Source organism: Psychrobacter sp. AOP31-B2-9 (assembly GCF_052378005.1).
Classification (GTDB): Bacteria; Pseudomonadota; Gammaproteobacteria; order Pseudomonadales; family Moraxellaceae; genus Psychrobacter.
This window is the reverse complement of the sequence record NZ_JBQSXG010000177.1, coordinates 1-5,461: the sequence shown is the minus strand read 5'-3', so window position 1 is coordinate 5,461 and position 5,461 is coordinate 1. Positions and strand designations below refer to the sequence as shown.

Below are 5,461 nucleotides of genomic sequence, written 5' to 3'. Positions count from 1 at the left end.
ATAAGGCTATGCTTGAATATGACTGACAGAATAAACTTTAACATAGCATCAATAGTCGATTCAGTTATACTTTTGGATACAAAGTTTGTAATGGCGATAACATTGTTCGCACTGACACTGCATAGAGTCATTCGATAAGATAGCGTATCGATTATAAATATAAACCTATTATAAAACCAATCACCACATTAAGGACATCACGATGGCAAAGCGTAGTATTCTTTCTAAAAGCATTAAAACCGTTGGCTCTTTGACTCGCAATAACTTAGAACGCATGGGTGCAATCATTGACGGTGTCAACGCTAAGACAAGCAAACCGCGTCAATACAAAGCAGTCAACTTGGGTGACGAGGACTATCAACAAGACTTGTTTCGTGAGCAAACCTTGAAGGCTACGCAGCAACTATTAGGACCACGCTTTGCGACTTATGGTAAGTATGCCAAAAAAGTGGTACCGAATAGTTTTTTTCAATCAACTGTTGATGGCGCTTTCGCCCAAGTGGCAAAACTTGCCTCTAGCTGGAGTCAGGTTGATTTGCCTGATGAACATCGTTTTGCCAACATTGAAAGTTTGGATGACGAAGAACGTTATGCGTTAGCTACGGATATTGCTAACCAAAACCGAGCACTCGCTACGATAGGCGGCTTTACCGGTCTAGCAGGTCTTCCAGGTTTGCTCGCTGATACGTTGTGGCTATTATTAGTGTCATTACGTACGGTTTATCAGTTGGCGGCTGTTTACAATAAACCACTAACTGGTAGCCAAGGCATCAAAATGGCTTATGAGCTGTTATCAAATGCCGACTTGAGAAAAATGCAAGAAAAACAAGCGTTACTTGCGGGTCTCGGTATTGGTAAAGGCTTGCTGGACAATGCGCAGAGTGGTGGTTTACACAGTGAGCTAAAAAACCTAGGTCTAAAACACAAAAATGTGAATTTTTACGCTCAGCAAGTTGATAATATCGCCAGTCAGATTGGTATCGATTTAGATCAAATCAACTTATCATGGATACGCCGATTCTTACCCGTCACAGCAGTGGCTATTGGTATGCACTATAATAGCCAGTTAATTGATGAAGTCATTGGCGTAGCGCAAGCAACTTTTGCACCAGAAGCGAAACTTGCTAATCGTGCGATTACGGATGATAGTAGCAGTGAAGAAAAAGTAGATAAAACTGCTAATAGCGATGAGAAAAAAGATGTAGATAATATCGATAGCGAAAGTGTCAACGATGATGATACTCAAATAGAAGAAGATAGTGCGCAAGCAAAAGATACTGGTCAAAATACAAGTGAAAAAAAATAGAATAACTAAGTGCTTGCTTGACTCACTTATTCTTAATTTGGTGATATTATTTTATTCTCTTGAAAAATAAGACAATATCGCCATTTAATGCCTACTGATATTAGATTGTCTTTGTATTTATCTTATTCTAATCATGTCTTTCACTATTTTTATGGCATATTTAATGATCTGTTTTTTTACCTAATTGCTGACCAAACATAGATAATGTGGTATGGAAGTAGGCTGAATGCATATCTATTAAATGTTGTAAAGTACAATCACTCATAAGTGGTTGAAATAGCAGCAACAACTCTTTATAATATACTGTCCTAAAAATGGGTACTCCGAAAATCTGTCGTTAATGTCAGATAGATGGTGTATTTGCCCATTTTTTTGTTTTATACCAAACGGGAGAAGGATGCCTCATGGCAACAACTAACCAATTGATTCGTAAAGGTCGCAAAACCATCAAGGAAAAGTCAAAAGTTCCTGCGTTGGAAGCGTGCCCACAACGTCGTGGCGTATGTACTCGTGTATATACTACCACTCCTAAAAAACCTAACTCAGCCATGCGTAAAGTATGTCGTGTACGTTTGACTTCAGGCTATGAAGTATCAAGCTATATCGGCGGCGAAGGTCATAACTTACAAGAGCACAGTGTTGTTCTTATCCGTGGTGGTCGTGTAAAAGATCTACCAGGTGTACGTTATCACACTGTTCGTGGTGCATTAGATTGCGCAGGCGTAAAAGACCGTAAGCAAGGTCGCTCTAAATACGGTGCTAAGAAGCCTAAAGTTTAATAACTAAATGTTATTAGATAAGCTTTTTTGTACCAAACATTAACTGTGCATGGGTCAGGTGTTAGCAGGATTATCAAATTATTTATTTTCTGTTACAACATACCGCCATGCAGTAAGGCTGACTGACAAACTCGATATAACGCCACCTAATAAATAATTGGTGCGAGATTGTGAATGTCAGACACTCCTGAAGACAAGGAAATTTATTATGCCAAGACGTCGCGTCGTTGCTGCCCGTGAGATCCTACCGGATCCTAAGTTTGGTAGCCAAACTGTTGCAAAATTCATCAACCATGTAATGAGTGATGGTAAAAAATCTACTGCTGAGCGTATCGTTTACGGTGCACTTGAAACAGTAAGCGAAAAACGTAAAGTTGAAGATCCAGTTTCTTTCTTCGAAGACGTTTTAGAAAATGTACGCCCAATGGTAGAAGTAAAAGCTCGCCGCGTTGGTGGTGCAACCTACCAAGTGCCAATGGAAGTACGTCCCTCCCGTCGTACTGCCTTGGCTATGCGTTGGATAGCTGAAGCTGCTGCTAAGCGTTCTGAAAAATCAATGGCTTTGCGTTTAGCTGGTGAATTGAACGATGCTGCTGACGGCAAAGGTGCCGCTATGAAAAAACGTGACGAAGTTCACCGTATGGCAGACGCTAACAAAGCATTCTCTCACTATCGTTTCTAAGCAACTGTTTGATAGTAACTTTAGATTGGTTGGCTGATGTCAATCAATCTTATACTGTTATTTATTCTATTGATTGCTGCCACCATGTATCCAGTTATAGATAGATCATACTATTCATAATTGGGATGGCAGACATCTATCTAGATGCTTTTCTATCAATACTGTTTAGATAGGGAGCATCCCAAATTTGATGCCACACTATTCTTAGTATTTGCTCTTTTTTTGTCCACATTAGGCTTAATAATCAGTAAGTAATATTACGAAGTTGATTGCTTTGTCATGAAGCTGACCGCTTTGTCATAGAGTATGAGGTAGTGACACAACACATTATTATATACACGACTTTTCCTAGGAAAAAACTATGGCTCGTAAAACTCCCCTAAAACGCTATCGCAATATTGGTATCTCAGCGCATATCGATGCTGGTAAGACAACCACTACTGAACGTGTTTTATTCTATACCGGTGTTAGCCACAAAATTGGCGAAGTACATGATGGCGCAGCTACCATGGACTGGATGGAGCAAGAACAAGAGCGTGGTATTACTATCACCTCAGCAGCAACGACTTGTTTTTGGTCAGGTATGGCGAAACAGTTCGACGAACACCGTATCAATATCATTGACACCCCAGGTCACGTTGACTTCACGATCGAAGTTGAACGTTCTATGCGTGTTCTTGATGGCGCTTGCATGGTTTACTGTGCAGTAGGCGGCGTTCAGCCACAGTCTGAAACCGTTTGGCGTCAGGCGAACAAATATAAAGTCCCACGTCTTGCATTCGTAAACAAAATGGATCGCGTTGGTGCTGACTTCTACCGTGTTATTGACCAGATCAAAACTCGTTTGGGTGGCAACCCTGTGCCATTGGTTATTCCAATTGGTAAAGAAGACGATTTTGAAGGCGTTGTTGACTTAGTAAGCATGAAAGCTATCTATTGGGATGAAGCATCTCAAGGTATGCAATACGAAGAACGCGAAATTCCAACTGAACTACAAGACAAAGCTGCCGAATACCGTGAGCTTTTAGTAGAAAATGCAGCTGAAGCGAATGAAGAACTCATGAATGAGTATCTTGAAAACGGTGAGTTGTCTGTAGAACAGATCAACACTGCTATTCGTCAGTTAACGATTGATAACTCAATCATCCCGCTTCTTTGTGGTACTGCCTTTAAGAACAAAGGTGTACAGAAGATGTTAGATGCTGTTATTCAATATCTACCTGCACCAATTGATGTACCTGCTATTAAAGGTATTCTTGATGACAAAGACGAAACCGAAGGTTCTCGTGAAGCATCAGATGACGCACCTTTCTCAGCACTAGCATTCAAAATCATGAATGATAAGTTCGTTGGTAACTTAACCTTCGTACGTGTTTATTCTGGTGTAATGAAGCAGGGTAGCAGTGTTTATAACCCAGTTAAGATGAAGCGTGAGCGTGTTGGCCGTATCGTACAGATGATGGCAGATTCTCAGCAAGAGCTTCCAGAGATTCGTACTGGTGATATCGCAGCGCTAGTTGGTATGAAAGATGTGACTACTGGTGATACGCTATGTGATGAAGACAATGTAATCACTCTTGAGCGTATGGAATTCCCAGATCCAGTTATCTCTCTAGCTGTTGAGCCTAAGACCAAAGCTGACCAAGAAAAAATGTCTATCGCTCTTGGCCGTTTGGCAAAAGAAGATCCATCGTTCCGTGTACACACTGACGAAGAGTCTGGTCAGACGATCATTAGCGGTATGGGTGAGCTACATCTAGAGATTCTCGTTGATCGTATGAAGCGTGAGTTCAATGTTGAAGCAAATATCGGTGCGCCGCAGGTTGCTTATCGTGAGACGATTCGTAACACGGTTGAACAAGAAGGCAAATTTGTACGTCAGACTGGTGGTCGTGGTAAGTTTGGTCACGTTTGGTTACGTCTTGAGCCGCTTGATCCAGCTGGTGAAACTGAATACGAATTCGCTGAAGAAGTTGTTGGTGGTACTGTACCGAAAGAATTCCACGGTGCTGTTGACAAAGGTATCCAAGAACGCATGAAAAATGGCGTACTTGCTGGTTACCCAGTAGTTGGTGTTAAAGCGACTTTGTATGATGGTTCTTATCATGATGTCGATTCTGATGAATTGTCGTTCAAAATGGCAGGTTCTATGGCCTTTAGAAAAGGTTTCATGGCAGCTGACCCAGCACTACTTGAGCCAGTGATGAAAGTAGAAGTTGAAACACCTGAAGACTATATGGGTGACATCATGGGCGATCTTAACCGTCGTCGTGGTTTGGTACAGGGTATGGAAGATCTACCTGGTGGTACTAAGCAGATTCGTGCTGAAGTACCATTAGCGGAAATGTTTGGTTATGCCACACAAATGCGCTCTATGTCACAAGGCCGTGCAACTTATTCAATGGAATTCCAAAAATACGCTGAAATTCCAAAATCAGTTGCTACTGAAATCATCTCTAAGTTCAACTCTAAAGATGATGACGAATAAGTAAAGCCCCATTAATGATGATAATGTCATAGTTATCTTTACATTGTCATTGAAGAATACACCAATAACTTGTTAAAAGACTTGTTATTGGTTGTGATTTTCTTATAATATCTGCACATTAGTATGTGTGACCTTTTAACAATTATCTTAAAGTGGTCAAGTCTGTCTTATGCAATCATATCTATATGAGCTAAGCAGTTGATCCC

The 5,461-nt window shown here is 40.8% G+C and carries 4 protein-coding genes; all 4 read left to right on the top strand.

The genetic code is table 11. The annotated features are described in order from the left end of the window. Positions 1–202: 202 nt before the first annotated feature. The 4 genes from ACT3SX_RS13725 to fusA all read left to right on the top strand — a co-directional run bounded on the left by ACT3SX_RS13725 (position 203) and on the right by fusA (position 5,255). A complete protein-coding gene (locus ACT3SX_RS13725; protein WP_192520601.1) occupies positions 203–1,306 on the top strand; it encodes an EcsC family protein in 1,104 nt (367 codons plus the stop codon). A 404-nt stretch (positions 1,307–1,710) separates the two neighbouring features. Further along, positions 1,711–2,085, top strand: a complete 375-nt coding sequence (gene rpsL / locus ACT3SX_RS13720; protein WP_011281154.1) for a 30S ribosomal protein S12 — start codon at positions 1,711–1,713, stop codon at positions 2,083–2,085. A gap of 208 nt (positions 2,086–2,293) precedes the next feature. Then, a complete protein-coding gene (gene rpsG, locus ACT3SX_RS13715; protein WP_192520600.1) occupies positions 2,294–2,767 on the top strand; it encodes a 30S ribosomal protein S7 in 474 nt (157 codons plus the stop codon). Between the two features lie 361 nt (positions 2,768–3,128). Further along, complete coding sequence (gene fusA, locus ACT3SX_RS13710; protein ID WP_192520599.1) at positions 3,129–5,255, top strand: elongation factor G; 2,127 nt, start codon at positions 3,129–3,131, stop codon at positions 5,253–5,255. Positions 5,256–5,461 lie beyond the last annotated feature (206 nt).

What these genes read in the sequence shown, in the direction of transcription:
- ACT3SX_RS13725 (WP_192520601.1), top strand. Translation starts at nt 203, where the DNA reads ATGGCAAAGCGTAGTATTCTTTCTAAAAGCATTAAAACCGTTGGCTCT.
- fusA (WP_192520599.1), top strand. Translation starts at nt 3,129, where the DNA reads ATGGCTCGTAAAACTCCCCTAAAACGCTATCGCAATATTGGTATCTCA.
- rpsL (WP_011281154.1), top strand. Translation starts at nt 1,711, where the DNA reads ATGGCAACAACTAACCAATTGATTCGTAAAGGTCGCAAAACCATCAAG.
- rpsG (WP_192520600.1), top strand. Translation starts at nt 2,294, where the DNA reads ATGCCAAGACGTCGCGTCGTTGCTGCCCGTGAGATCCTACCGGATCCT.